Here is a 24,426-nt window from a genome sequence, read left to right as displayed (position 1 = left end):
CCGGTGCCCCGCAAGTCCGTATTCGTAGGGGCACATGGTTAACTCCCGGTAAAGTGATGCACTTCTGTGTGGAGGGCGGGGCGCTTGACGGCTAGAGCATTGGTGTGCGGCAGGAATCAGTGCCGTCGGGTCCCGGGAAGCAAGCTTTTGCAGAACAGTCAGAGATCTGGGCTGATATATGCCCTCTGCGGATTTGCCCTGCTTTCCGTAGGCGACGTGCTGGTGAAGAGCATGGCGGGCGCGTGGCCGGGAACGGCAATCGGTGCCCTTCGCTATGTGTTCGGAGCCATCGGCCTCGGCATCATTCTGCTCGTTCGCGAAGGGACGGATGGCTTCAAGTTTCCGCGATTGCGCTGGCAGGTCCTTCGCGGTTTCAGCGTCGCAATGTCGGCCATGGCGTTCTTCAGCGCGGTCCACCTGATGCCGATCGGCGAAGCGACCGCGATTTCGTTCACGAGCCCGATGATCACCGCGATCCTGGCAGCGGTCCTCCTGTCAGAGCCGATGCGCCGCGAAACCTGGATTGCGACGATCGTCGCGTTTTCGGGCGTTCTGGTGATCCTTCGTCCCAATCTCGCGTTGCTGGGTCCGGTGGCCATGCTTCCGGTGATCGCGGCGACCGGCATGGCGCTGCTCATGGTGGCTAATCGCAAGGTTGCAGGAACGGGCACGGCACTTTCCATGCAGTTCAACGTGGCCGTGATCGGCGCGGTGTTCCTGTGTCTCGGGACAACCGCCGGTCACTTCAGCGGTGTGCATTTCTTCGAGGTTCCCGCGCTGCCGCTCTCGGTCCTTGGCAAATGCGCGATCATCGCGGTGACCGCCAGCCTTGCACATGCTTTCATCTATATCGCGACAACCAAGGCCGGACCCGCGGCCATCGCGCCGATGACCTATGTTCAGTTGCTGATGGCGGGCAGCTTTGGCTGGCTGCTCTTTGGCGAGCGTCCCGACATCGTCTCGGCGGCGGGGGCCTTGGTGATTGTCGGCGCAGGACTTTACCTCTGGCGCTCCGGCAAGCCGCCGTCAGAGCCTGCCATGACGGACTGATGGAAGAGATCGGACAAGGCTGCTGGCTTTGTGGACGTCCGCTCGGCCGGCGCGTTGAGTTTCACCACCCGGTGCCGAAAAGCCGGGGCGGGCGGGTTGCGGAGGCCGTGCATCCGATCTGTCACCGCACGCTGCATGCGGTGTTCAGCAATGCGGAACTGGGCAGGTTCGGCGAAGACATCGCGCAAGTGAAGAGCGCGCCGCAGATCGCCCGTTTCCTGCAATGGATCGCCGACAAGCATCCGGATTTTCACGCACCCACGGCGCGCAAGCGTCGCTAGGTCTAAAGCCTCATAGCACATCGAGCAGGGGTTGCAGGTCCTTGAGCAGAACGGACGGGCGATCCTTCTCGGGCAGGTTCGCGTCCTTGCCCATGATGCCGGTGGCAAGCCCTATGGAATGTGCACCAACCGCATTGGCCATGCGCATTTCCAGCGCCGGATCGTCGCCCACGACAACGACGTCCTTTGCTGCCGACTGTGGCAGGCCCATGATCTTCATGGCCGTATCGAAGGCGACCTTTGAAGGCTTTCCAAGAATGCGCGGGCGCTTGCGCGTCATCGCGGTGAGCATCGCATTGATCGGGAAGCTGGCACCGATGGCGCGGCCGTTTTCCGTGGCGAAGAACGGCACGTTGCTCGCCGTAACGAGACGCGCGCCGTTCCACAGCGAGTGGCAGGCGGCTTCCAGCGCGTTGAAATCGAACTCGCGGAACCAGCCGGTGTAGACGGCCTGAACGCCCTCGGCCTCTTCCGACGGGCCGACGACATCGAGCCCGGCATCGATCAGCGGCGCGGCGCAGCCCGGATTGCCCAGCACGCGGACTTTGCCAAGGCCCACCTTGCCCAGCCACACTGCCGCAGAGGACGATGGTGTCAGCATCTGCCCATTCTCGACCGGAAAGCCCGCATTGCGCAACGAATTGGCATATGCTGCAGGCGGCTTGGCAGTGCCGTTGGTGAAGACCACGAAGGGCTTGCCGCTCGCCTTGAGCGCTTCGAGCACGGCAATCGCATGGGGCAGGGCGCGATGACCGCCGCTCTTTGAATCGCCCAGGGCGATCGTGCCGTCCATGTCGAAGATATAGCCCGCAGCGTCGCGCAGACGGGCTTGAAAATCTGAACTGAAAGTCAAAGCGATGCTCCGGCATGGAGGGCAAGGCGGAAGCCTTCGCGCTCGATCACGATGTCGCGCGCCTTGGGATCGGCGGCGAGCTTGCGCAAAAGCGAAAGGATCGGTGCGGCTTCGGACGAGTATGTCGCGCGGGAACGGCCTGCCGCGAGCATGGCATCGACCTGCTCGGCGGGCATGACGGCGCGGAGGAGGAACTCCTCGTCGGGCAGGTTGGTACCGAACTGGCGACGCAGATCGCCCAGCGCCGGGAAAGTCGGCTCGTTTTCCAGTTCGCGCGAGCGCGGACGATCCATGATCGTTGCCAGCACCTTCGGATCGACCGGCGAGGTGGGCTTGCCGAACTTGCCCATGCAATAGCGGATCACCTGATCGGAGACCTGAGCATAGCGGCGGTCGCCGATCACGTTGAACAGGGCCTGGGTCATGACCATCTGCGGGAACGGCGTGACCATGATCGGATAACCGAGGTCTGCGCGGACCTGCCCGGTTTCCTCGATCACCGCGTCCATCCGGTCCGACAGGCCGAGTTCTTCAAGCTGGCGGGCGATGGTGGTCATCACGCCGCCTGCGATCTGGTGGCGCAGGAAGCTGGCGTCGAAGTTCTGCGGGCGGCCGGGAGGCAAGCCTTCGGCCAGAGCGACACGCTGCCAGTAGGTTGTCAGCCGCTTGAGTGCGGCCTTGTCGATCCCGACATCGAACCCGGCTTCCTCGAGATTGGCGACCATGCGGTTGGCTTCGGGCAGGGATGAGCCATCGCCGCCTGGGCCGACGCCAACGTGGATCGCCGAAATGCCGAGCTTTGCCGCCTCGAGGCTGGCCATCATGCCAAGGCCGACAGTGGTGTGCGCGTGGATTTCCAGCGGCCGATTGCCGATCACCGCCTTTACCGCAGGCACGAGCGTCCGGGCGCGGTCGACCGAGAGCAGGCCGGCCGGGTCCTTGATGTAGAACAGATCGATGTTCGGGCTTTGCCCGACGGCCTTGGCAAAATCGGCGTAGAACTGGTCGGTATGGATTTCCGAAAGCGTGAAGGTGAGCGCGGCCATGACTTCGGCGTTGCCCTCCTCCTTCACCAGCTTTGCAGCCTCGATCACGGCCGGTACTTCGTGCATCGGATCGAGCAGGACGAAGCGGCCAACGCCGTTCACCTGCAAGGCGCGATAGACGAGGCGCATGAACTCGGGATCGGCTTGCTGCCACGCAATGAAACGCAGGCCAGTGGTGATGAACTGCAACGGCGTCGTCGGCATCGCCGCCGCCATCCGTCGCAGGCGCTCCCACGGGTTGTTCCGGAAATAGCGCACAGCCACCGCCATGTGGCTCGATGAGGTGAAATCTATGGCGCGGAAGCCGCAAGCCTCGGTCAAAGCGGCCGCCTGCAGCATGTGCGCGGTGTTGAGGCCGGTTGCCCCCCACAGGCTCTGGTTGCCGTCGCGCATGGTGACGTCGACGAGACGGATCTCGGTCATTGGGCAAGTCCCGTGAGGAAGCCGGTGTCGACGCCACCTGCGATAAAGCGCGGATCGGCAACGATGCGGCGATGGAGTGAGGCCGTGGTCGGCATGCCTTCGATGTGCAGCGCTTGCAGCGCCTTGCCAAGGCGCTCGACAGCCTGCTCGCGCGTGTCACCATGGACGATGAGCTTGCCGATCAGGGAATCGTAGAAGGGTGGCACCTCGCCGCCGACGCCGATGTGGGTGTCGATCCGCACGCCGTCGCCTGCTGGCCAGGCAGCACGCGCGGCGCGACCGGGAGAAGGACGGAAATCAGCGTCCGGGTCTTCCGCGTTGATGCGCACTTCGATGGCATGGCCGGTTGGACGCACCATGGCTTGCGTGAGGGAAAGCGGTTTGCCCATCGCAACCAACAGCTGCTGTTCGACCAGATCGACGCCGGTAATCGCCTCGGTGACCGGGTGCTCGACCTGAATGCGGGCGTTGAGTTCGAGGAAGTAGAACGAGAAGTCGGTCGCATCGACGAGGAACTCTGCCGTGCCTGCACCGCGATAGCTGAGGTGCCGGGCAATGCGAACCGCAGCCTGTTCAATCGCTTCGCGCGCCTCCACAGGCATCGCAGGGGCAGGGGCTTCTTCGACAAGTTTCTGGAAGCGGCGCTGAATCGAACAATCTCGCGTGCCGAGATGGATCGCGCTGGTGCCATCACCGAGCAGCTGGACCTCCACGTGACGGCCCATGGCAACGAACCGTTCGACATAGACGGCGGCATTGCCGAATGCGGCCTGTGCTTCGGCCTGTGCCATGTCGAGTGCGGTGTCGAGGTCCTCTTGTCGGTCGACCCGGCGCATACCCTTGCCACCGCCGCCAGCGACGGCCTTGAGGAGGAGTGGATAGCCGGTCTGCGCTGCACGAGCGTGAACGTCTGCCCTTGTTGCCGCTTCACCTCCCGGCAGGACCGGAAGGCCAGCCTCGACCGCGAGAGCGCGCGCAGCAAGCTTGTCACCCATGCCTTCGAGCGTGGCGATCTCGGGCCCCACGAAACGCATTCCTGCTGCGAGTACAGCGCGCGCAAACTCAGCGTTCTCTGAAAGGAAGCCGTATCCCGGATGAACCGCATCGCAACCTGTCCGCGCCGCCGCAGCAACCACACGGTCAATGGCGAGGTAGCCTTGTGAGGAAGGACCGGGGCCGACAATCTCGACATGGTCGGCCAGCTTCGCCGGCAGCGAGGTCGCATCGGCTTCCGAAGCGCCGAGCACGGTCTCGATACCCATGCTTCGCGCAGTGCGGATCACGCGCAGGGCGATCTCCCCGCGGTTGGCGATGAACAGTTTGTGGATCATGTTAGGTCAGCCGCACCAGCGCTTCGCCCTTGGCGACGAGCGTGCCATCGGGAACCAGCACCACGCCCACGGTTCCGCTGCGACCCGCGTGGACCGGGTTCATCAGCTTCATCGTCTCGACGATACCGATCACGGTCTCCGGCCCCACCTCGTCACCGGGCTGGATGAAGGGAGGCGCACCGGGTTGGGGTGCGTGATAGAACGTGCCGGGCAAGGGGGAGCAGATCGCGTCCGGATCTGCGATGGCCGCTACGGCATCTGGCGCAACGTCCGCAGCCGTCCCCGACCACTGCCACTCCTGCGTCGTGCCGCCTTGCGCGCCATCACCTTTCGCCACGCGCAATCGGAACCGGCGGGTGGCGAGGTCAAGTTCGCGATAGCCCGAATTCTCGAGGATCGCGGCGATCTCGGCAATGTCTTCGTGGGTGAGGGGAAGATCGTCGGTCATTTGCAGATCAGTTCTTTGCAGCCAGCATCTCACGCGCGGCGGCAATCACCGCGCTCGAAAAGGCCTCGTCGTTGAAGTGGGAATCGATGGCCGTGACCGGCACGTTCTCGGGCATGACCTGTGCGAGATACTCTGCGAAGGGACCGGGAACCGAAAGGTCCTGCAAATGGCCTGCGCTGCTGTCATGGCTTGAGAAACCACCGAGCGGTGTGAACACACGGACCGGGCCCTTGGCTTCGCGCACGTTGGCGGCGAGGTGGTCGGCGAGTTTCTTCAGGTCCTCGACACCGGTGCGCACGGCGGTCAGCTGCGGGTTGTGCTCGTGATAGCGGCGGCCGGGGAACTGCACCTGCGAGATGTCGATCGGGCCGCCGATGATGAAGTCGGCATTGCCCGGGGCGATGATCGTCGGGATGCCCTTGCGAAGCGCTGCCTTTCCACGGTCAGGCCCGGAATCGGCAAGCCCACCGAAGATGTGGTCGAGGATTTCGGTCTGCGAAAGGTCCAGTACGAGGGACACGTCCTTGTCGGTGGCAAGACCGTCCAGGGTGGGACCACCCGCGCCCGAGGAATGGAATACCATGACTTCGCAGCCATCACTTTCCAGTGCCTGACGAATGCGCTTCACGCTCATTTCGGTGGTGCCGAGGGTGGTGATCAGGACCAGCGGCCTGTCAGGACCCTTGTCGCGCTCATAGCCCTTCGCCATTCCGGCTACCGCGTTGGCGGCGTTGCGGAAAACGTCGCGGCTGATGGTGTTGATGCCGGAAATGTCCGTCACCGCGTTCATCATCGCGATGTCCTTGACGCCCATGTACGGCTTGGTGAAGCCAGAAGCCATGGTCGAGACGATCAGTTTGGGCAGGCCATAGGGAAAGCTCTGCATCAGGGCACCGGCCAGCGCCGAGCCCATCGAGCCGCCGACCGCAAGTATGCCTGAAACCGGGTTCTTCGCATCCCATTCGTGCGCGGCGGCGATTGCGCCACGGATCATCGCATCCTGGCACTTGCCTTCGTGACCGAGCGCACGGACCTGCTCGATGGTCATGCCTGCACCTTGTGCGACCATCTCGGGTGAAATCTCGGCGCCGCCAACAGTGCGGCGCACACTCGGATCGAGGTGCACCACGTCGACGCCCGCCGCCTCAAGTGCGGCACGGGTAAACCGGGCTTCCTCTTCCTTCGTGTCCTGAGTGCAGATGAACATGACGCTTGGCTTGGTCATCGTGTGGTTTTCCTCTCCGTCGCCTATTGCTGCGTCAGCGCGGTTGACTTTGCACGGGGGTTTCGTGATTTTGCGTTGCATAAGGTGAAACGCAGAATTTGCCGGAGCAGGATGGATGCTGGAACGCAAGGTGAAGACCGTGCGTGCGTTGGAGCGCGGGCTCGACGTACTGATCGAGGTGCAGACGAGGAAGGCGGCTAGTCTCCATGAGCTGCATCAGGCCACAGGGTTGCCCAAGGCAACCTTGCTGCGCATGCTGGTGACATTGGGGCAGAAAGGCCTGGTCTGGCAGCGTTTGGCGGACGGCGCCTACCTGCCGCACGTCGACCGCATCGAGCGCGCCTCCGTGACCTCGCCAGCGCACATTGCCGAAGTTGCGTCGCCCCATATGAAGGCTCTGTCGACCAAGGTCGCATGGCCATCGGTACTTGCTGCGCCACGACTCGATCACATGGAGATTCTGGAAACGAACAGCCCGCTCTTCCGGCTTGATTCGGCGATCCTCGGGCCGGTGGGCGTCAAGCTGTCCTATATTCATACCGCGACGGGGCGCGCCTATCTGGCCGCGTGCGGCGACGCAGAGCGGGATTCGATCATCGATCGACTGCGGCCCGCCAACCCTCCAGAAGGAAGCGAGGCCGAACTGCGGCTTATGCTGCAGCAAGTCCGGCAGCGGGGGTATGCCACGCGGGATCCGCTCCTGCCTTGGCCGGACAGGTCGAAACAGTTGATCCTGCGGGATGGGAGACGCTCCATGGCCGTGCCGATCCTTGTCGGGGGCGCTCCCATCGCGACGATCAACGTGACTTGGCCCGGCCGGCGGGGAGCGGACGAGGCCGTGGTCCAACGCCATCTTGATGCACTCAAGGCCACGGCGCGGGCAATCGGTGCGGCACTTGAAGCGAACCCCAATTAAGTTTCACCAAATGAAATCTGTTTGCCCAACTGATTAATTGTTGGCGCTGAATCGGTGATGATCAACCCACAGGGAGAAAATGCCGATGCGCCAGTGGATCATTTCCGCAGGCTCGACCTCGCTCAGTGATCTCAAGCTGGTCGAGACCGAGACGCCACAACCCGGACCGGGCGAAGTGCTCGTACGCGTACGAGCCTGCTCGCTTAACTTCCGCGACCAGATCATTCCGCTCGGGTTTTACATGGGTGGTGTCGTGCAGAACGACACGGTGCCTCTTTCGGACGGCGCAGGTGAAATTGCAGCCATTGGTACTGGCGAAACCTCGCTTGCCGTTGGCGACCGCGTTGCCGGTATCTTCTTTCAGGACTGGATGGACGGCCCACCCAACCCCGGTATGGGCATGGCATTGGGCGCTCCTCCTGCTCCGGGAATGTTGCAGGAATATGTGGTCCTTCCGGAACACGGGGTCGTTCGGCTTGCCGAAACGCTGGATTACGTCGAAGCCGCTTGCCTGCCATGCGCTGGCGTGACCGCATGGAACGCGCTGATGGAAGGTCCCCGCCCGGTCAAGGCTGGGGATACGGTGCTGGTGCTTGGAACGGGCGGCGTCTCGTTGCTCGCCCTGCAGATTGCCAAGGCCGCTGGCGCCACGGTGATCGCCACGTCCTCGTCTGACGAGAAACTTGAGCGCGTCAAGACGATGGGAGCGGATCACGTCATCAACTATCGCACCACGCCGGAGTGGGGTGCAGAAGCTGCACGCCTTGCCGGTGGCGGCGTCGACAAGGTCGTGGAAGTCGGCGGGGCAGGTACGCTCAAGCAATCCATTGCCGCGGTTGGCTTTGCCGGAGAGATCGCGCTGATCGGCGTGCTGACGCGTGAGGGGGATACGAACCCACACGGGCTGATGTTCAAGGGTGCCTCGATCCGCGGAATCTTCGTGGGCTCGAAGGGCATGGCGCAGCGGCTCAACGCCTTCATCGATGCGCACGGAATAAAGCCTGTCGTCGACCGCGCGTTCGCCATGGAGAACGCGCTGGATGCCTACGCCTATCAGTCCTCGGCAGGATTGTTCGGGAAAGTCGCAATAACGCTTTGAGCCGTCACACGCGCCGCTGCCCGCAAGAGGCGGGGCGCAGGAGAGGAAATCGATGACGCAGTTGCTCGGCTTCGGCCAGCCGTTTGGTGGCGTGATGCAGACGGCCTTCGTGGTCGAGGACATCCGCGCCTCCATCGCGCACTTCCAGCGCGATTGCGGGGCGGGGCCGTTCTTTCTGCTCGATAACTTCCTCAGCTCGGACCAGTTCTACCGGGGCGCGCCATCGACCGCCGACGTCACCATCGCCATGGGCTTTGCCGGGCACATGCAGATTGAACTGATCCAGCCGCTTGACGACAACCCTTCGGTCTACCGCGAGACCGTCGAGCAGCGCGGATACGGCTTCCACCACTTCGGCATCGCTTGTGCCGACGTCGAGGCTGACCTCGTTGCCTACACAGCGCGCGGATACGACCTTGCATTCAAGGCCGCAGTCCCGACCGGAGGAAGCGTGGCCTACCTCGAAGGTGGCGATGCCGCGGCGCCCGGCTTTCTGGAGCTGATTCCGGCAACGCCCGGGATGGATGCACACTTCACGGCAATGTGGCGCGCATCGCAGGATTGGGATGGCGCTGATCCGATCCGGCCTTTCATCTGAAGCCAGGCAAACAGAACAAGAGCGAGGGGACACACGGGATGACTACAGGCACAACCAGAAGCGGCGGATACCAGGTGTGGGTGACGGCGCTGCTGAGCCTGAACTTCGGCATCCTGTTCTTTGACCGCAACGCGCTCAATTTTCTCATGCCGTTCGTCCAGCCTGACCTTCAATTGAGCAACACGCAGGTCGGCATGTTCAGCTCGGCGCTGTCGCTTACCTGGGCGCTGTCCGGGCTGCTCGTCGGGCGCATCTCAGACAAGCTCGGCTCACGCAAGCCGGTCGTCGTGGTCGCAACCATCGCGTTTTGCCTGTGTTCGTTCATTTCGGGTGCGGCATCGTCATTCCTCATGTTGCTGGGCGCACGACTGCTGATGGGCGCTGCCGAGGGTGGCGTGATGCCGGTCAGCCATTCGATGATCGTTTCCGAAGTGGCCCCCGAACGGCGCGGCCTTGCGATGGGTGTCGCACAGAACCTCGGGTCGAACCTTCTTGGGTCCGGTCTGGCGCCGATCCTGCTGGTGCCGGTCGCCGTGGCAGCGGGTTGGCGAACGGGCTTCTAGCTGGCGGCCGTGCCCGGCCTCGTCACTGCAGCACTGATCTGGTTCACCCTGCGCGAACCGCCCGTGGAGGCTCATGACGACGCCTCACCCCGCGTGACCCTCCGTGAAGCGTTTGCCCACCGCAATGTGATCCTTTGCGCGCTGATCTCGATCCTCTTGGTCTCCTACCTCGTCGTCTGCTGGGCGTTCATGCCGCTCTATCTGACCAAGGCGCGCGGGTTTACTCCTGAAACGATGGGGTGGCTCATGGCGACTCTCGGCATCTCGGCCGGTCTCGGCAGCTTCGTCGTTCCCGCCATTTCCGACGCCATCGGGCGGCGTCCGGTCATGATCTTCTTCTCGTTCCTCGGCGTGATCCTGCCGCTTGGCGGACTGTACTACGAGGGATCGACTTGGGTTTTGGCCGCGATCTTCTTCTTCGGTTGGGGGCTCAATGGCCTGTTTCCGATGTTCATGGCGACGATCCCTTCGGAATCCGTCGATCCCCGGCTTACCGCAACGCTGACGGGCGTCGTCATGGGAACAGGCGAAGTCCTCGGCGGCGTGCTCTCGCCGTTCATCGCTGGCAGTCTCGCTGACGTTTACGGTCTGGCCGCACCACTTTGGCTGATGTTCGGCTGCACCATTCTGGCCGGGCTGTTAACACTTGGCTTGATCGAATCCGCACCGCGCGTCGTTGCAAGACGCGCGGCTCCGGCAATGGCCTTCGGGGCCTGACGAGGGAGGGAAGCACCATGGGCGAACTTCTCAGGTTTCATACCAGGGACGTGGCACCGCAGGAGCGTGCCCGTTACTGGAACGAGATCGCCGACCGGGTCTTCACCGGCACGTTCGTCAATGTGCCCGGCGAGGATTTTGCCGGAAAGATGCTTGCGTGGCGGGTCGGAGAACTTGCGATGATTCGCACCGACTCCACCCATTCGGGCGTCGGCCGCACGCCACTGCCGCAGAACGAAGAGCGCTTGATTTTGCACCTGCAATGCCGGGGCACCAGCCAGCACACGCAAAAGCAGGCTGAATGCGCGTTGGAGCCTGGCGACTTCGTTCTGGCCAGCCCGCATACGCCCTATTCGATCAAGCTGACTGGTCACGAAATGCTCGTGGTCGAGTTTCCCCGCGCTCCTCTGGCGGAGCGCTTTCCCGGGGTGGATGACGCATTGCTGCAGCGCATGTGTGGCGCAACGCCCGGTGGCCGCGTGTTCCACGATTTCCTGCTGTCGCTGTGGCAGCAAGGGGAAAGCGCGGCCGAAGATCCTGAGTGGGAAGTCGGCGTCAATGCGGTGTTCTACGATCTTGCCGCCATGGCCATGCGCGGATCGCAGCGTCCAGCATCAGCGAATGGTGATGCCGAAATGCGCCGCCGTGTCCTTGCGACGGTTGCGGCAAATCTTGGCGATCCGGCACTTCGGACCGCCTCGATTGCGGATGCCTGCAATGTTTCCGTCCGCACGGTGCAGAACGTCTTCGCCGCCATGGGGACAACACCGACAGCCTATATTCTGGAGCAACGCCTCCGCCGGGCTGCCGACCGTCTCGTTGCTCGCCCTGACGCAAGCATAACGGAAGTCGCATTCGAACTGGGCTTCAACGACAGCGCTTACTTCACCCGCTGTTTCCGCCAGCAGTTCGGTGCTGCACCGCGCGACTGGAGGCTCGGGCGGGCCCCATTGCCATGAAATCACTGGCTGGGGCGCACATGAGGTTCTTGCGCAACAGTCCTGATCGCCTTGCGCCACAGTGCAAGCGTGAAATGTCGCCAGCGCGTACCAAGCTGGCGTGATGCCGTACCCGGTCAGCCGGGTGCGGGAATGCCCACACCAACAACAGGGAGAGGAAAACCATGAGAATTGCATCGGTTTCCATAGCAGCAATGGCGACGGTTCTGGCCTCGCCAGCGTTTGCTCAAGATCAGGCCCAGGCTCAGGCCGAGGATACCGGCGGCGGCATTGCCCAGATCGTCGTTACCGCGCAGAAGCGTGCGGAAAACGTTCAGGACGTGCCAATCGCCATTTCCGCGTTCAGTGCAGATGCCCTGCAGGAGCGCGCAGTCGGAAGCGTAGCATCGCTTTCAAACATCTCGCCAAACGTCACGCTTGACGCAGGCACGCCGTTTTCGGGTTCGTCGGCGGTGCTGTCGGCCTACATTCGCGGCATCGGCGCAAACGACTTTGCGTTCAACATCGATCCGGGTGTCGGCGTCTACCTCGACGGCGTCTATCTCGCCCGCTCGGTCGGCGCGAACCAGGACCTTCCGGACGTCGAGCGCATCGAAGTGCTCAAGGGGCCTCAGGGCACGCTGTTCGGTCGTAATACCATTGGCGGCGCGATCTCTATCGTCACGCACGATCCGGGCGACGAGTTCCGCTTCAAGGGCGATGTCACCACCGGCCGCTTCGGCCTCGTCCAGACCCGTGGAACGGTCGATCTGCCGCTGACCGACGGTCTTGCCGCATCGGTCAGCTTTGCGACCAAGAACCGTGACGGTTACGTCAAGCGCGTTGCCTTCCCGGGAGCGAACAACTTCGATTCCACGCCGATCACCAATTACAAGGCGGCTGGCTATCACAACATCGGCTACGGCAGCGAAGGTGGCGACAACAGCTGGAACCTGCGCGGCAAGCTTCGTTACGACAACAAGTCGAACATGCGCATCACCGTTTCGGGTGACTACAGCAACATCGACCAGTCGCAGCTGGCCAACACCCTGATCAGCACGACGCCGGCCGTGTTTGCCGGTACCTACAACTGCGCAATCCAGGGCGTTGTGGTTGGCGATTGCGGCGGTGGCCCGCCTTCGTTTGCCTACCTCGGCGGCATCGGTGGTCTGAACGGCATCTTCGACAACCCGACCGTGTTTGGCGTCAATGCTGACAACAATCCCAACAACAACCGCCTGCCCTACGACAACCGCTTCGTGTCGAACGACATCGACGTGTCCTATGCCAACGGCAACAACTACTCCAAGCTGAAGACCTACGGCGGTTCCGGCACGATCGAGTTCGATCTTTCGGACACGATGATGATCAAGTCGATCACCGCCTATCGCGAACTGCACTGGAATGCGGGTATGGACCTCGATGGTTCGCCGCTCAACTTCCTGCACACCAGCTTCACGATGAACCAGTGGCAGTTCAGCCAAGAACTGCAGCTCAACGGTTCGGCCATGGACAAGAAGCTCAACTACGTGCTGGGCGCATACTTCTTCAAGGAAGCGGGCGACCTTCATGACTATGTGACCTTTGCTGAAGGTCTGCTGCAGGTTGACGGTCCCAACGATCTCTCGACGAAGAACTACGCCTTCTTCGGCCAGATCGACTACCGTCCGACCGAACAGTTCGGCATCACCATCGGTGGCCGTTACACCAAGGAAAACAAGAGCTTCGAAGGCTTCCAGTCGGATGCCAACGGCCTGACCTACAAGATCCTAAACCAGATCGGCGTGCCACCGTGCGCATCGATCAATCCGATCACCGACGCTTGCCGTATCGCTGCCGGTTTCCCCAACCAGGGACAGCCGCTGCGCTATTACGTCGCCGGAACCCAGCGGAAGTCGTTCAACGACTTCTCGCCCAAGATCGGTCTTCAGTATCACCCGACCGAAGACGCCATGCTTTATGCGAGCTGGTCGAAGGGCTACAAGACCGGTGGCTGGACGACGCGTCTGTCCAACCCGCTGCCCACCGCGCCTGACTTCAACGAGGAAAAGGCAACGACCTGGGAAGTGGGCGTGAAGTCGATGTTCCTCGACCGTCGTCTGCAGGTCAACGCAGCCGCGTTCCTGACCGACTACAAGGGCATCCAGCTGAACTTCCAGCAGGGCGTCTCGCCGACCATTCAGAACGCCGGTGATGCGCGCATCAAGGGCTTCGAAGTCGAGGTCGTCGCGGCTCCGACGGACGGCTTCCTGATCAACGCTTCGGTGGGTTACACGGACTCGTACTACACTGCAGTTCTGGCAGGAGCCCAGGTTGCTGCCAATCCGTTCCAGGCTGGCGTGTTCCCGGGTGCCGATCTTCCCAAGACGCCACGGTGGAAGTTCAACATCAGCCCGCGCTACGAACTGTCGATGGGCGGAGACGCAAAGCTGGTCGTCATTGCCGACTGGACCCACACCACGTCGCTTTGGAACGATACCGAACGCGCCTTCCTGCTGCAGCGTGGCCCGACCGACATTGTCAACGGCAACATCACCTACAAGTCGGGCAACCATTGGGACCTGACCGTGGGCATGACCAACATCACCGACGAGCGCTACCTGGTCACCGGCCAGGCCCAGATCGCCGGTGGTCAGTTCTACGGTACCTACAGCCGTCCGCGTGAATGGTTCGCGCGTCTCGGCGTCGAGTTCTGATAAGCTGAAAGATTGCGCGGGCGGGGCCAGAGCCCCTTTGGCTTCGCCCGCGTTTATCATCACGGAGAGTGAAAATGCCTGAAGCGCCGCATGCAGAATTCTGGAAAGGCATCAAGCCTGTCGAGAAGGTCTTCCGGGAAGGAAGCCTGCCTGAAGTCTATCTGCCCAAGATTGCCGAGGGTGACGAGCGCTATTGGGTTCCGATCTCCGAAACCGTCTTTTCCAAGCCTGTCTGGATCAGCCCTTCGAAGAACATGTGGGCCGATGTCCTGATGAGCAAGTCGGCGGGTCTTGTGAACCGCCATTATCACCCGCACCCGATCTGGGCCTACACCATCAGCGGCAAGTGGGCCTATCTCGAGCATGAATGGACCGCAACGGCAGGCGATTTCGTCTATGAAACGCCGGGCGAGAGCCACACGCTCGTCTGCTATGAACACGAGGATCCGATGAAGGTCTTCTTCGTCGTCTCCGGCCCGCTGATGTGGCTCGATGAAGAGGGCAACACCGTCGGCCACTACGACGTGTTCGACTACATCAAGGCCGCGCGTGAGCATTACGATGCTGTCGGCATCGGCGCGGACTACGTCGACACCCTGATCCGCTGAGAGGAACCCGCATATGAGCACCGCCACCGTGATGACGGCGCCGCCCTCCGACAAGGCCGAGATCGTCGACGTTCCCTTCGCGCACAGAGACCTGGTCAAGCGCCTCAGCCCCGGCGGCCGCTACATCGACGCCCAGACCGATGTCGACAGCCCCTGGGTTCCCTTCGGCGACAACGCCGCGATCAAGCATCTGGCTTTCGACGTGCGCCAGAACCTGTTCTCGAACATCCTGTGGGTGAAGGGGCCGGGCGTCATCGGCACGCACTTCCATCGCGGCACCATCACCATGGTCTGCCTCGAAGGCAGCGTCCGTTATCTCGAATATGACTGGGTGGCAACGCCCGGCGGCCTGATCCTCGAAACGCCGGGAGAGAGCCACACGCTCGTCACAGATCATCCCACGGGTTGCAAGCTGTTCGGGTGGATGCAGGGTCCGATCGAATTCTACGACGAGAACGCGGTGCTGGTGGATACCACCGATGTCTGGTGGTTCATCAACCACTACGAGACCTACTGCCGCGAGAACGGCATCGCCATCAATCCCAAGCTCTATCTCTGAGGCCACCATGGGCACCATGACCGCGCCGCCTTCGGGCGCCTACAAGATCGTCAACGTCCCCGAGCTCTACGGCGACCTGATCCGTGCCAAAGGTGTCGAAGGCACCTATGTCGGATCTTCGGAAGCCGAGAGCCCCTGGGTTCCTTTCGGCGACAACGCCGCAATCCGCCATCTGGCATTCGACGTGCGCGAGAACGTCTATGTCAACGTGCTGTGGATCAAGGGGCCGGGCGTCATCGGCACGCACAAGCATCGCGGCAAGGTCTGGGCCATCGGCCTCGAAGGCTCGTTCCGCTACCTCGAATACGACTGGGTCTGCCGTCCGGGCGATTTCATTACCGAAACCCCCGGCACGGCCCATACCCTCGTCACCGACGATCCCAACGGCATGAAGGCGCTGTTCCACATGCAGGGCGCCAACGAGTTCTTCGACGAGCACGGCAATCATGTCGAAACGCTCGACGTCTGGTGGTTCATGAACCACTACGAGACGTATTGCCGCGAACACGGCATCGCGATCAACCCCGCTCTCTATCTCTGACGGCGCGGACATGAGCGGGGAGAAGGCAGCGGTCCCGAGGCTCCCCGCGGAGCCGGTTGGCAAATACCTGCGCAACGCGTGGTACGTCGCAAGCTGGGCGGACCAGCTCGGCGCAGAGCCGCAGCAACGCACGTTTCTTGAAGAGCCCGTCGCCCTGTTTCGCGATGCAGATGGCGTTGCCAACGCAATAAGCGGCCGCTGTCCGCACCGCTTCGCTCCGCTGGGGCATGGCACGGTAGTGGAGGGGGCCTTGATGTGCCCATACCACGGCCTGCGCTTCGATGGTGGCGGCCGTTGCGTCCACAATCCACATCCCGGCGGCCAGCTTCCCGATGCCCAGTTGAGGGTCTATCCGCTGGTCGAGCGGCATGCCTTGCTGTGGATCTGGATGGGTGATCCGGCACAGGCCGATCCGACCCTGATCCCAGACTTTTCGTGGCTTTCGGACCCGAAATGGGAAGCCGTGCGCGGCAGCACCGTCGCCGAAGGCCATTACGAACTCTACAGCGACAACATCCTCGACCTCAGCCACGCCAACTTCGTCCACCCCGCGCTCGTCGCCGGAGCTTTTACAGAAGGCGACCGCAAGTTCTGGCAGGATGGCGAGAACGTGTTCGCCGAATACGTCCAACTGAACGATTACCTCTCGGTCGGCATCTCTGCGGTCATGGGCACCGAAGGCCGCAAGCAGGATTTCTACGGCCTCGTGCGATGGCACGCGCCTGCAGTACTCTATTTCGATTTCCGCGCGGGCGATCCCGGCACCCCGCGCGAAGCTTGCACTCTGCTACCCTCGCTACATGCCTTCACACCCGAGACGCCCGACACCACCCACTACTTCTGGGCCACGGCGCGCGACTACAAGCTTGGTGATGCCGAATTCACCGCCGCCATGCGTGGCGCGCTCGAATTCGCGTTCGAGCAGGAAGACATGCCAATCATCCGCGACAGCCACCGCCTGATGCGGGGCGAGGACTTCTGGTCGCTGCGACCGTTGATCCTCGGCGGCGATGGCGGCGGTGTCCGCGCAAGGCGCATGCTGCAGCGCCTGATCGACCGCGAACAACAATCAGAACAAGAGGATACCCATGGCAACGCTCGACAGGTTTGACATCAAGGGACGCAGCGCACTAGTAACCGGAGCCGCTTCAGGCATCGGCCTTGCCTATGCCGAAGCGATGGCCGAGGCAGGAGCTGCGGTCTCGCTCACCGATGTCGACGCTGAAGGTGCCGAACGAGAAGCCTCCCGCCTGCGTGAGATGGGCTATGAAGTACGAGCGGCCCGCCTCGACGTGTCGAACTGGGATGACGTCGCCGCCGCCTTCGATGCCCACGATGCAGCTTATGGCGGCCTCGACATCTGCTTCGCCAATGCCGGGATCGATACCGGCGCAGGATTCTGGAACCCCGCCGGTCACCGCAACCCCGATGGTCAGGTCGATACTTACGATCACAACCGCTGGGACCGCTCGATCCAGGTCAACCTCAACGGCGTGTTCTATACCGTCAGCAATGCTGTCCGCATCATGAAGAAGGATGGTCGCGCCAACGGTCGGACCGGCGGTTCGATCATCACCACCGCCTCAAACGCCGGACTCGTGACCGAGCCGATCGTCGGCCTGCCCTACATGCCTGCCAAGGCAGGCGTCCTGCACATGGTTCGCGCGCTCGGCCTCGAACTGGCCGAGTTCAAGATTCGCATCAACGCCATCGCGCCGGGGCCTTTCGTCACCAACATCGGCGGTGGCTGGCTCAAGAAGGACCCCGTTGCCCGCGCTGCATGGGATGCCATCGTGCCGCTGGGTTCCGTCGCGGAAACCGAGCAGTTGAAGCCGCTCGCCCTCCTGCTCGCTTCCGACGCATCGGACTACATGACCGGCAGCCATGTCGTAATCGATGGTGGCATGATGCTCGGCAAGTACAACTAAGGACGAAATCCATGCGCGCCGCCGTGATGCAGGGCTTGCACAAGCCGCTGGCCGTCGAGACGATCCCCGACCCCACGCCGGGGGAAGGCGACGTCGTCGTCAAGGTCGGTCGCTGCGGTATCTGCGGCTCGGACCTGCACATGACCGAAGACCCGGCTTACGGGCAGGGGGAGGGCTCGATCCTCGGCCACGAGTTTGCGGGTGAAGTCGTGGCGTTGGGCAAGGGCGTGGAAGGGCTGAGGACCGGTGACCTCGTCTCGGTCATCCCCCTCCAGAGCTGCGGCCAGTGCCATGCCTGCCGGATCGGCGAAGTCCAGTGGTGCGAAAGGTTCGGTCTGCAGGGCGGCGGCTATGCGGAATACGCGCTGACCCGTCCGAACCAGTGCGTCCGCTTGCCCTCAAGCGCCAGCCTTGCCGACGGCGCGATCGTCGAGCCTCTGGCCGTCGCTCTCCATGGCGTCGCGCTCAGCCGGATGCGCATCGGCGACAGGGTGCTCGTTCTCGGCGCTGGCCCGATCGGCCTCGCCGTCGCCTTCTGGGCGCGCCGTCTCGGGGCAGGTCGAGTGGTCGTGCAGGACCTCGCCGAATGGCAGCGTGACCGCGCTCTCCAGATGGGTGCCCACGATTTCGTGGTCGAGCCTGCTGATCCCGTTGGTAGCGCAGAACGCGCGCTGGGCGGCAAGGCCGATGTCGTGTTCGAATGCGTCGGCGTGCCTGGTCTCATCGCGCAAGGCGTCGATCAGGTGCGCAATGATGGGACTATCGTCCTGCTCGGTCTGTGTACGCGCCCCGATACCTTCAACAGCTTCGCCATGCTTTCAAAGCAGGTAAAACTTGTCACGTCGGCCTTCTTCACCCGGCAGGAATACGAAGCCGCCCTTGATGCGCTAGACCGCGGGGCGGTCGAGCCTCGCCTGCTCGTAACCGACACGATTTCGCTCGATGCAACGCCCGACGTATTCGAGAGCCTGCGCAGGCGTACTCACCAGTGCAAGGTGCTGATAAATCCGGGCGAGTGAAGGCACCGGTCAGCGGGAGCAGGACCATGGCGATTGATTCCTTTGCAGGGCGCAATGCCTTCGTCACGGGTGGCGCCTCGGGCATCGGGCTCGGCATCGTCAAGGCTCTCGCGCGGCAAGACGCCTTCGTGATCATGGCAGACATGCGCGCGGATCATATCTCCAGCGCGCTCAAGACCATGGCAGACGAGGGTTTTGGCGAAAGCGTGATCGCCATCGAACTGGATGTCACCGATCGAGATGCATACGCCGAAGCCGCACGACGCATGGACCTTGAACTCGGCGGCGTTGACATTCTTGTCAACAATGCCGGCGTCGGCGTCGAAGGCCCGGTGCTGTCTGCAACTTACGCCGATTGGGATTTCGGGCTTGGGGTAAACCTTGGCGGTGTGGTCAACGGCTTGCAGGCGATCTTGCCGCAGATGATCGCCCATGGACGCGGCGGGCACGTCGTCAACACCGCCTCGCTTGCGGCAACTGTCACGATGCCCGGTCATCTCGCCATCTACGCCGCCAGCAAAGCTGCCGTGCTCAATCTGTCCGAGAACATGCGCGCCGATCTGGCTGCGAAAGGCATCGGCAGTAGCGTCCTGTGCCCCGGCTTCGTTCGCTCGAACATCCATGAGGCCGCCCGCAACCGCCCCGCGCATTTGCGGGAAGGTAGCGGTTTCGGCGCATCCGAACAGGCATTGGCACAACGCGTCGTCGGCAATGACTGGATGGACCAAGATGACGTTGGCGAGATGGTTGCGGATGCAATCCTGGCCGACCGCCTCTACATCGTGACCCATGGCCAGTTTTCTGGCCGCATGCGTGAGCGTGCGGAGGCTCTGCTTGCGGCCACGCCAGTCAGCGAGATGCAGTTCTGATCCTTCAGGTCGCTATTCCGATCGTCGTTGTTGCGGTGTAACCTCCCGAGACGGACCCGGTCATCGTTGGCGTCATGACGGCGAGTTGTGCACTCGTTGCATCGCTGAAGATATTGTCCGTCGAGGTTGAGTTGTTGCCATTGTTATAATTGGTCTGGCTCGTGGCGTATGCTGATGTTGCATAGACCGAAGCGCAGACGGCAGCAGGAATGGCAAACTGGGAAATGAGCCGCGCATAGCTGCCGCTGGTCGCCGTCGCGAGGCTAGAGAAAACCTCGAAATGGATATGAGGGTATCGGCCGTTGTAGCAACCCGGCACGATGGTCGTAAACGTGATTTGTCCGTTTGCGTCGGTGACTTGCACACCGCGCAAGTAGCTCTCGTTTGGCAAGTTGTAGAGCGAATAATTGCCGTCCTTGTCGCAGTGCCAGATGTAGATCGCGTAGCCTGAGAGTGGTGCGCAACCATTGTTCACATCGACGACGGTGATCGTGAACGTCATCGTTACGCCTGCCGCCGTCGCCGTGGAAGAACCGACAAAGCTCGAGCGGATGTCGCTACGAACAACGCCGGATGCTGTCAGGGCGTTCGAGGTAAGGCCAGAGGAGGTATTGGTCCCATCTGCGGGATACGGACCGTTAGTCTCGCTTGAGGGTGCTGTGCAGGTTCCGGATGTCGCTGTTGCGGTGGGGGTCGGAGTTGCGGTGGCTGTAGCTGTGGCTGTCGCGGTTGAAGTTGATACTGTGGTGCTCGCTGTTGTTCCGGTTCCATCGCTTCCGCCACAGCCGAACAGCAAGGCGCTGCCGCCAGCTGAACCGAACAGTGCGAGCGCCCTGCGTCGTCCTACCTGCAAGCGCTCGAAATGCCGGAGATCGGAGGCAAGGCCTTCGCCATCGTGATGGAGATCTGCCACGTCTTGGTTTTGCAAATGGTTGTGCATTTCCGAGCGTTCCCTTGTTTCTTGGCGGTCCCGCGCCGCTGATTAAACGGCGAGTTTTTCGCGATCCTTCAGGGCGCAAGCGCAATTTGCGTTCTTCAGGTGCAAGTGCATTGTCATTATTAGGATATTTCTTCAGTGATCGGCGCATCAAGGTTTCATCGGTCGAGTGCCATGCGTCGTCAAAAGCGCTCAGTCCAACTATATGCAATCGATTGTTGTCTTGGGGGTCAACCTATGGCATGAGCGATCAAGGGCTCAATAAGGCCCGGGGGAGAGCCGGACGTGGAAACTGCGACGAACATGAGGCCGCATCTGCCATTGGCGCGGATACTGGAGATGAACCTCGGCTTCCTCGGTCTTCAGTTCAGCTTCGGTCTGCAGCAGGGGAACATGGGGCCGATCTATAGCTACCTCGGTGCCGACGAATCCCAGCTGCCGATGCTCCAGCTCGCTGGCCCGATCACCGGCCTGCTGGTGCAACCGATCATCGGCGCGATGAGCGATCGCACGAACAGCAAGTGGGGGCGTCGCACGCCTTACTTCCTGATCGGCGCGGTGCTCTGCGCATTCGGCCTGTTCTTCATGCCCCTGTCCAGCTCGATCCTCATGGCGATGTCGCTGCTGTGGATTCTCGATGCCGGCAACAACATCACCATGGAACCATACCGCGCCTACGTCTCTGACCGCTTGAACCCGGATCAGCGGCAAGCGGGCTTCCTGTCGCAGAGCGCATTCACGGGCCTCGCGCAAATGCTGGCATTTCTCACGCCGTCGCTGCTGGTCGGCCTCGGAATGAACCAGGACTGGGTCGATAGTCACGGCATCCCCTATACCGTTCGCATCGTCTTCATGGTCGGAGCGGTTCTCTCGCTCAGCACCATCCTGTGGTCCGTCCTGCGCGTGCCGGAATTGCCGCTCAGCCAAGAGGAACGCGCCCATATCGACGCTCAGCCCAAGGGCGCATGGGCCACGCTGCGCGAGATCGGCGAGGCCATTGCGGACATGCCCGTCGCCATGCGCAAGCTCGGCCTGATGAGCCTGTTCCAGTGGGTCGGCATGTCGGGCTACTGGACCTACGCGGTCTATTCGATCAGCCGCACGGTCTATGCTTCTACAGACGTCCACAGCAGCGCCTTCCATTCCGCTGTACTGACCAACGGCGAAGTTGCTGCTTTCTACAACGCCATCTCATTCGTGACGGCCTTCGCCATGGTCCCGCTGGTCAAGCGTATCGGTCCGGGGCCACTTCACGCCCTGTGTCTGTTCGCAGGCGGCGTTGGCATGTTCATCCTTCCCAATGTCACCGACAAGGCATTGCTGTTCCTGCCGGCCATCGGGATCGGCCTTGCCTGGGGCAGCATAATGGGCAACCCCTACGCGATCCTGACCAACTCGATCCCCCCGCAGCGTACCGGCGTCTACATGGGGATATTCAACATGATGATCGTCATCCCGATGCTGCTCTTCGCCGTGGTCATGAGCAGGCTTGACCTCGGGTTCGTTTCGATCGGCTTCGACGCGTACAAGCTCGCGCTTGGCGGCGATCCGCGCAACATGCTGATGTTCTGCGGTGCCTCGCTCGTGCTCGCCGGGTTTTCCGTACTCTGGGTGCGTGAGGGCAGGGTCAGTGCCATGCCGCAGGCGGCACTGGCGGCGTAATGGGCTCCATGATCGCCTTGAATGCGGGCGCAGGCTCGGTCGTCTGGGAACTGTGTGAAGGTGCCCCGCCGGTTTGGCGGCATTTCGGTACTGCAGTATCCACAGAGGGCCTGCCAGCCCTTGCCGACACGCGCGGCCCTGCATCATATTCGCTTGATCATGACGAGCCGCTTTGCGTAGCGCCGGTCTCGGGTCTGGGATGGTTCGGCCCGGAGGTCTTGCGCCTAAGTCGCAACGGGGCAGCATTGCCCGTCGCCTTCTCTTCGGTGGCTGTCTCGGAAGCCGACGGTAAGCTGACGGTCCGCTCGATCGACGCCAATGCTGGCGTGGAACTCGAGCAGGTCTTCGAAGTCGTCGGCGCAGCATACGTATGCCACAGCACCGTTCGCAACATCGGCGCGGTTCCGTTCGCCGTCGATTGGCTCGCGAGCGCACTCCTGCCGATCTGCGGCTCCGCACGGGAAATCATCTCGTGGCGAGGCCGTCACAACGCCGAACTGGTCGAATGCCGCGAACCTATGCCGCAGCAGGCCTGGGTCCGGGAAGTGCGTCGCGGCATTTCCGGTCATGGTGGACCGGGTGGCCTGTTCATTCTCGACGAAGGCGCAACCTTCCACGCGGGTCAAGTCCGTGCCCTGCAACTCGCATGGACCGGCGACAATCGCATCGCGGTGGAACGCGACGACGAAGGCTTCTGGACGCTTTCTGCGGGCGCGTTGCTGCAGCCGGGAGAGGTGGTGCTGGATCCAGGCGAAGGCTGGACTGCGCCAGACGCGATCGTCGCTGTTTCAAACACCGGTCGCAACGGCGCTGCATCAGCATTCCACAAAGCCGTCCGCGTTCGCTTGCGCTGGCCCGGTGGTGAAATGCGCCCACGTCCGGTGCATCTGAATTCGTGGGAAGCGTGCTACTTCGATCATGACGAGGAACGCATCATAGCGCTTGCCGAGGCCGCAGCATCGGTCGGCGTCGAACGCTTCATCCTCGACGATGGCTGGTTCCGCAACCGCGATGACGACACCGCAGGGCTTGGCGACTGGACGACCGATCCGCGCAAGTATCCGGGGGGCCTCAAGCCTCTGGCTGAACGGCTCAATGCCCTCGGCATGGAATTCGGGCTCTGGGTCGAGCCGGAGATGATCAATCCTGACAGCGACCTCTACCGCTCCCATCCCGATTGGGCTCTGTCTTTGCCGGGACAGGACCGCCCGACGGCGCGGAATCAGTTGGTGCTCGACATGCGCCGGGAAGACGTGCGCGACTACCTGTTCGGATGCCTCGATGCGCTCCTGACAGAGCTTCCGATCACCTATCTCAAGTGGGACCACAATCGCGATCTTGCGCCTGCCGGAGGTGCCTCTCAGGTGCGGGGAGTATACGATCTGCTCGCGAGAGTTCGCCGTTCGCACCCGGGAGTTGAGATAGAGTCCTGTGCCGGTGGCGGCGGGCGAAACGATGCTGGCATGGCCGACTATTGCCACCGCTACTGGACCAGCGACAACATTGATGCCGTAAGCCGCATCGGCGTACAACGCGGATTTCTCTCGTTTTTGCCACCCGAAGTGATGGGCTCGCACATCGCGGCCAGTCCCGCACATGCCACCGGCCGCCGCCATTCGCTCGCGTTCCGCGCGGCCATGGCAATGACCGGTCACCTCGGCGTCGAAATGGACCCGCGCACGCTGGCAGAAACTGAACGGACCGAACTCGCGGACTGGATTGCCTTTCACAAGCAATGGCGCGGACTGCTTCATGAAGGCAGGGTCTGGCTGGGTGAGGGGAGCGACGGGCTGCGCTGGCAGGCGCAGGGGCGCGAGGACGAACTGCTCCTTTTAGTGATCCGAGCAGAGCCGCCGTCCGATCGCCGCCCGCAGCCGCTACCGCTGCCTTTCTGCGCACGTTCAGGTACTTGGGATGTCAGCCTTCTGCGCATTGCAGGCGGCGAGGGCGGCCATGCCGCGCACACCACGCCACTGTTCGAAGCCATGAAGGCAGCGCCTCAACCATTCCCGGCCGATTGGCTCGCCGCCTCAGGGCTGCCGCTTCCACCGGGCAAGGCCGAGACCGTCACCATCTTCCATCTGCGCAAGCGCGCCTGACCACGAATTCCGGAAAGCTC

Annotated in this window: 24 protein-coding genes; 18 read left to right on the top strand and 6 right to left on the bottom strand. The window is 62.4% G+C overall.

Annotated features, from left to right (window positions below):
* The first annotated feature begins 102 nt into the window (after positions 1 to 102).
* Complete coding sequence (locus tag ACZ1JX_RS06695) at positions 103 to 1,050, top strand: DMT family transporter (protein WP_465125974.1); 948 nt, start codon at positions 103 to 105, stop codon at positions 1,048 to 1,050.
* Positions 1,050 to 1,331 (top strand): HNH endonuclease, encoded by a 282-nt coding sequence (locus ACZ1JX_RS06690; protein ID WP_465125973.1) that lies wholly within the window; start codon positions 1,050 to 1,052, stop codon positions 1,329 to 1,331. The genes ACZ1JX_RS06695 and ACZ1JX_RS06690 overlap by 1 nt, the downstream gene beginning before the upstream one ends.
* A gap of 10 nt (positions 1,332 to 1,341) precedes the next feature.
* Here ACZ1JX_RS06690 and ACZ1JX_RS06685 read toward each other — a convergent pair whose 3' ends face one another.
* Genes ACZ1JX_RS06685 through ACZ1JX_RS06665 form a run of 5 tightly spaced genes read right to left on the bottom strand, consistent with a single transcriptional unit; the run spans position 1,342 to position 6,657 of the window.
* A complete protein-coding gene (locus ACZ1JX_RS06685; RefSeq protein WP_465125972.1) occupies positions 1,342 to 2,184 on the bottom strand; it encodes an HAD-IIA family hydrolase in 843 nt (280 codons plus the stop codon).
* On the bottom strand, positions 2,181 to 3,653 hold the full coding sequence (locus tag ACZ1JX_RS06680; protein ID WP_465125971.1) for a biotin carboxyl carrier protein: 1,473 nt from the start codon (positions 3,651 to 3,653) through the stop codon (positions 2,181 to 2,183). The genes ACZ1JX_RS06685 and ACZ1JX_RS06680 overlap by 4 nt, the downstream gene beginning before the upstream one ends.
* The gene (locus ACZ1JX_RS06675; RefSeq protein ID WP_465125970.1) at positions 3,650 to 4,984 is read right to left on the bottom strand and encodes an acetyl-CoA carboxylase biotin carboxylase subunit; all 1,335 of its coding nucleotides are present in this window, start codon (positions 4,982 to 4,984) and stop codon (positions 3,650 to 3,652) included. The genes ACZ1JX_RS06680 and ACZ1JX_RS06675 overlap by 4 nt, the downstream gene beginning before the upstream one ends.
* 1 nt (position 4,985) lies before the next feature.
* Complete coding sequence (locus ACZ1JX_RS06670; RefSeq protein ID WP_465125969.1) at positions 4,986 to 5,432, bottom strand: acetyl-CoA carboxylase biotin carboxyl carrier protein; 447 nt, start codon at positions 5,430 to 5,432, stop codon at positions 4,986 to 4,988.
* Positions 5,433 to 5,439: 7 nt separating this feature from the next.
* On the bottom strand, positions 5,440 to 6,657 hold the full coding sequence (locus ACZ1JX_RS06665; RefSeq protein ID WP_465125968.1) for a Tm-1-like ATP-binding domain-containing protein: 1,218 nt from the start codon (positions 6,655 to 6,657) through the stop codon (positions 5,440 to 5,442).
* A 115-nt stretch (positions 6,658 to 6,772) separates the two neighbouring features.
* On the opposite strand from ACZ1JX_RS06665, the gene ACZ1JX_RS06660 reads away from it, so the two are divergent.
* The 14 genes from ACZ1JX_RS06660 to ACZ1JX_RS06595 all read left to right on the top strand — a co-directional run bounded on the left by ACZ1JX_RS06660 (position 6,773) and on the right by ACZ1JX_RS06595 (position 19,708).
* Entirely contained in the window at positions 6,773 to 7,573 is an 801-nt protein-coding gene (locus ACZ1JX_RS06660) for an IclR family transcriptional regulator domain-containing protein (RefSeq protein ID WP_465125967.1), read from the top strand.
* 85 nt (positions 7,574 to 7,658) lie between these two features.
* A complete protein-coding gene (locus ACZ1JX_RS06655) occupies positions 7,659 to 8,672 on the top strand; it encodes a zinc-dependent alcohol dehydrogenase family protein (protein ID WP_465125966.1) in 1,014 nt (337 codons plus the stop codon).
* Between the two features lie 52 nt (positions 8,673 to 8,724).
* Positions 8,725 to 9,270 (top strand): VOC family protein, encoded by a 546-nt coding sequence (locus ACZ1JX_RS06650; protein WP_465125965.1) that lies wholly within the window; start codon positions 8,725 to 8,727, stop codon positions 9,268 to 9,270.
* Positions 9,271 to 9,308: 38 nt separating this feature from the next.
* Entirely contained in the window at positions 9,309 to 9,833 is a 525-nt protein-coding gene (locus ACZ1JX_RS06645) for an MFS transporter (RefSeq protein ID WP_465125964.1), read from the top strand.
* A 9-nt stretch (positions 9,834 to 9,842) separates the two neighbouring features.
* The gene (locus ACZ1JX_RS06640) at positions 9,843 to 10,550 is read left to right on the top strand and encodes an MFS transporter (protein WP_465125963.1); all 708 of its coding nucleotides are present in this window, start codon (positions 9,843 to 9,845) and stop codon (positions 10,548 to 10,550) included.
* 17 nt (positions 10,551 to 10,567) lie between these two features.
* Entirely contained in the window at positions 10,568 to 11,509 is a 942-nt protein-coding gene (locus tag ACZ1JX_RS06635; protein WP_465125962.1) for a helix-turn-helix domain-containing protein, read from the top strand.
* A 164-nt stretch (positions 11,510 to 11,673) separates the two neighbouring features.
* Positions 11,674 to 14,184 (top strand): TonB-dependent receptor, encoded by a 2,511-nt coding sequence (locus tag ACZ1JX_RS06630; RefSeq protein ID WP_465125961.1) that lies wholly within the window; start codon positions 11,674 to 11,676, stop codon positions 14,182 to 14,184.
* Between the two features lie 74 nt (positions 14,185 to 14,258).
* The gene (locus tag ACZ1JX_RS06625; RefSeq protein ID WP_465125960.1) at positions 14,259 to 14,792 is read left to right on the top strand and encodes a 2,4'-dihydroxyacetophenone dioxygenase family protein; all 534 of its coding nucleotides are present in this window, start codon (positions 14,259 to 14,261) and stop codon (positions 14,790 to 14,792) included.
* A gap of 13 nt (positions 14,793 to 14,805) precedes the next feature.
* Entirely contained in the window at positions 14,806 to 15,351 is a 546-nt protein-coding gene (locus ACZ1JX_RS06620) for a 2,4'-dihydroxyacetophenone dioxygenase family protein (protein WP_465125959.1), read from the top strand.
* Positions 15,352 to 15,358: 7 nt separating this feature from the next.
* On the top strand, positions 15,359 to 15,892 hold the full coding sequence (locus tag ACZ1JX_RS06615; protein ID WP_465125958.1) for a 2,4'-dihydroxyacetophenone dioxygenase family protein: 534 nt from the start codon (positions 15,359 to 15,361) through the stop codon (positions 15,890 to 15,892).
* Between the two features lie 10 nt (positions 15,893 to 15,902).
* Positions 15,903 to 17,003, top strand: coding sequence for a Rieske 2Fe-2S domain-containing protein (locus ACZ1JX_RS06610; RefSeq protein WP_465125957.1), 1,101 nt, complete (start codon positions 15,903 to 15,905; stop codon positions 17,001 to 17,003).
* Positions 16,981 to 17,820: an SDR family NAD(P)-dependent oxidoreductase gene (locus tag ACZ1JX_RS06605; protein ID WP_465125956.1), complete on the top strand. Its 840-nt coding sequence runs from the start codon at positions 16,981 to 16,983 to the stop codon at positions 17,818 to 17,820. Before ACZ1JX_RS06610 ends, ACZ1JX_RS06605 begins: the two co-directional genes overlap by 23 nt.
* 11 nt (positions 17,821 to 17,831) lie before the next feature.
* Complete coding sequence (locus ACZ1JX_RS06600; RefSeq protein ID WP_465125955.1) at positions 17,832 to 18,839, top strand: zinc-binding dehydrogenase; 1,008 nt, start codon at positions 17,832 to 17,834, stop codon at positions 18,837 to 18,839.
* A 26-nt stretch (positions 18,840 to 18,865) separates the two neighbouring features.
* Entirely contained in the window at positions 18,866 to 19,708 is an 843-nt protein-coding gene (locus ACZ1JX_RS06595; protein ID WP_465125954.1) for an SDR family NAD(P)-dependent oxidoreductase, read from the top strand.
* 4 nt (positions 19,709 to 19,712) lie between these two features.
* On the opposite strand, the gene ACZ1JX_RS06590 is transcribed toward ACZ1JX_RS06595, so the two are convergent.
* Entirely contained in the window at positions 19,713 to 20,648 is a 936-nt protein-coding gene (locus ACZ1JX_RS06590) for an intradiol ring-cleavage dioxygenase (RefSeq protein ID WP_465125953.1), read from the bottom strand.
* Between the two features lie 336 nt (positions 20,649 to 20,984).
* On the opposite strand from ACZ1JX_RS06590, the gene ACZ1JX_RS06585 reads away from it, so the two are divergent.
* Positions 20,985 to 22,307, top strand: a complete 1,323-nt coding sequence (locus ACZ1JX_RS06585) for an MFS transporter (protein ID WP_465126372.1) — start codon at positions 20,985 to 20,987, stop codon at positions 22,305 to 22,307.
* Between the two features lie 8 nt (positions 22,308 to 22,315).
* On the top strand, positions 22,316 to 24,406 hold the full coding sequence (locus tag ACZ1JX_RS06580; protein ID WP_465125952.1) for an alpha-galactosidase: 2,091 nt from the start codon (positions 22,316 to 22,318) through the stop codon (positions 24,404 to 24,406).
* Positions 24,407 to 24,426: the final 20 nt, after the last annotated feature.

This window comes from Novosphingobium sp. BL-A-41-Hi4A-0G (assembly GCF_055521735.1).
This window is presented reverse-complemented; position numbering and strand designations above follow the sequence as displayed.